This is a genomic window from Candidatus Accumulibacter vicinus (assembly GCF_000584955.1).
GTDB lineage: Bacteria > Pseudomonadota > Gammaproteobacteria > Burkholderiales > Rhodocyclaceae > Accumulibacter > Accumulibacter vicinus.
The window spans coordinates 14124-16606 of sequence record NZ_JDSS02000032.1 but is presented as its reverse complement, the minus strand read 5'-3'; the positions used below and the strand labels follow the sequence as shown (position 1 = coordinate 16606).

Below are 2483 nucleotides of genomic sequence, written 5' to 3'. Positions count from 1 at the left end.
GCTTGCCGGCGACCTGCGCGGCGCGCGGGCGCTGCTGATCCTCGGCGACTCGGTCACCACCGACCATATCTCGCCGGCCGGTTCGTTCGGCGAGAATACGCCGGCCGGGCAGTGGCTCACGCAACAGGGAGTCAAACGCGTCGACTTCAACTCCTATGGCGCCCGCCGCGGCCACCATGAGGTGATGATGCGCGGCACCTTCGCCAATGTCCGCATCCGTAACCTGATGCTGCCGGCCGACGCCGAAGGACGCCAGCCACAGGGCGGCTACACGCTGCTCGACGGCCAGCAGACGACGGTCTTCGCCGCCGCGATGCACCATCTCGAGCGTGGCACGCCGACGCTGATCTTCGCCGGCGAGGAATATGGAACCGGATCGTCACGCGACTGGGCCGCCAAGGGGACCCGCCTGCTCGGCGTGCGCGCGGTGATCGCGCGCAGCTACGAACGAATTCACCGTGCCAATCTGGTCGGCATGGGCGTACTGCCACTGCAGTTCGTGGCCGACGATTCGGTGACTTCCCTGGGCCTGCGCGGCGACGAGACCTTCGACATCCTCGGCATCGGCCCGAGCCTGTTGCCGATGCAGGCGCTCACCCTGGTAATCGAGCGCGCCAATGGCGAGCGCAGCGAACGCCCGCTGCTGTGCCGCATCGACACGGCGATCGAGGTCAGTTACTACCGCTCGGGCGGCATCCTGCCCTACGTTCTCGGCGAACTGCTCGGAGCACCCGCGGGAAACACGACTGACTAACTGCAGGCTGGACGGTTCGCGCAGACTTCACCGGCAAAGAGATGTCCTCGGATCTGGGCATCTGGATGCTGGGCGCCGTTGATCGCCGCATTGGCCTGATGGATCGCCTGAGCGACGAGCCCCAGCTTTCAGGCCGAGTGCAATTCCTCCCGGATCACTCGCCGCAGCGTCTCTTCGATCGTCTTTTGCTGCATTGCTTCGCGCAAGGTGGCGTTGATCAGAGTCTGGTATCCCCGCCCACCGGCCTGCTGCTTGAACCACGCCACGACATCCGGATCGAGCGTGATGTTGATCTTCTGCTTCTTCATCGCCGCGGGCCGCAGGCCCACGCGGTGCACCGCCTGCGCGAAATCTTCGGGCGACCAGACGGGCGCTTCATCGAGATCGTCAGAGGCTTGCAAAGTAGTATTCCCGTTCATGGCGCTCCGCCTTTCGCATCGAAATGACCTGCATCGTGTCTTCGGTCTCGGTGTGCGCAATCACCACCACCTCGACTCCCAGCAAGCCCACCGTGGAAAAACGCGCCTCGCCATAGGAGAAGCGCGTATCCGGGCACGTCAGGGTATGCCCTGCGAACACCCGCGACGCGTCAGCAAAATCAAGCCCATGCTTCTTCAGGTTGGCCTGCCGCTTGGCATCGTTCCAGGTGAAATTCATGCTTCAGTATAGACGATTATCTCTATCGTTATCGTAAGAACTCGCCACACCTTTGCCGGGTTACGGCGGGCCGACCCCTTCCCCTTCAGACCAGAGGGTCGGCTTCTCCATTCGTGTTACGAGGCTAGCAGTTCGACAACAGCGGTGAAATCACACCCCCTTGCGGAGTGCCTTTGCTGCTGGCTTTACCACCGCCGACATACTTCCGCGTGCCGTCCGCGTCCTCACCAATGACCGGCGCTTTGAGCCACAGCTTGATGACGTGCAAAATCGCACCATCAACAATGCGCTCGGCCACCACGGCCAGCAGTTTGGCGTGCGGGATGCTGTCAAAATACTTCGACAGATCGGCATCGATGACTTCCGTGTAGCCGCGATAAAGCGCTTCGGCAATGGCATCGACCGCATCGTGGGCCGATTTCTTCGGCCTGAAGCCGTAGGAGTTCGGACAGAAGTCGGCTTCAAATATCGGCTCGATGACGAGCTTGACGGCCATCTGGGCAACACGGTCTCGGATCGTCGGTATCCCCAACGGACGCAGGCTGCCGTCCGCTTTGGGAATCATGACGCGCCGTACCGGACTGGGGTGGTAGGTTTTCTCTTTCAGGTCTTGGGCCAATTCCGACAAAAACGCGTCTATCCCTGTCGTCTGCTCTATGGCCTCGAAGCTGATCCCATCGACACCGGGACTTCCCTTGTTGGCGCGGACGAGGCGGTAGGCATGATTGAGGATGTCTGCCCGCCAGACCTTGTCATATAGCGCATAGAAGCGATAGACCGGTTCCTGCTTGGCCTTGGTGTAGAGCTTCCTCTGTAGTGTCCTGATCACTTCAGGGGTGGCTAGCATGTCGCAATCCCCTTCTCCTTCACTCTTCGGTTGCATGAACAAAGCAGGGTCCCTTCCCTCGTTCGGGGTTATGTTGTCCCGCGAACTCCAGCAGTAATATGAACCCCTCCGACTCCCGCTACGGTCTGCGGCGCTTTCGTTTCCTTATACGCCTCAGTCGGTGGCCTCCCCACCACCGTAACGGGTCTCCCGTGCTGCACGGTCTATCCTCCACAACATGCCACC

The 2483-nt window shown here is 61.3% G+C and carries 3 protein-coding genes and 1 pseudogene; 1 reads left to right on the top strand and 3 read right to left on the bottom strand.

The annotated features are described in order from the left end of the window. A pseudogene (acnA, locus tag CAPSK01_RS15110) lies at window positions 1-754 on the top strand (aconitate hydratase); the annotation flags it as partial. A 128-nt stretch (window positions 755-882) separates the two neighbouring features. Here the strand turns inward: acnA and CAPSK01_RS15105 are convergent. The 3 genes from CAPSK01_RS15105 to CAPSK01_RS15095 form a co-directional block, all read right to left on the bottom strand. After that, the gene (locus CAPSK01_RS15105) at window positions 883-1173 is read right to left on the bottom strand and encodes a BrnA antitoxin family protein (protein ID WP_273703779.1); all 291 of its coding nucleotides are present in this window, start codon (window positions 1171-1173) and stop codon (window positions 883-885) included. Further along, window positions 1142-1411, bottom strand: coding sequence for a BrnT family toxin (locus CAPSK01_RS15100; protein WP_034928456.1), 270 nt, complete (start codon window positions 1409-1411; stop codon window positions 1142-1144). The genes CAPSK01_RS15105 and CAPSK01_RS15100 overlap by 32 nt, the downstream gene beginning before the upstream one ends. A gap of 124 nt (window positions 1412-1535) precedes the next feature. Beyond that, on the bottom strand, window positions 1536-2294 hold the full coding sequence (locus CAPSK01_RS15095; protein WP_337958602.1) for a reverse transcriptase domain-containing protein: 759 nt from the start codon (window positions 2292-2294) through the stop codon (window positions 1536-1538). Window positions 2295-2483: the final 189 nt, after the last annotated feature.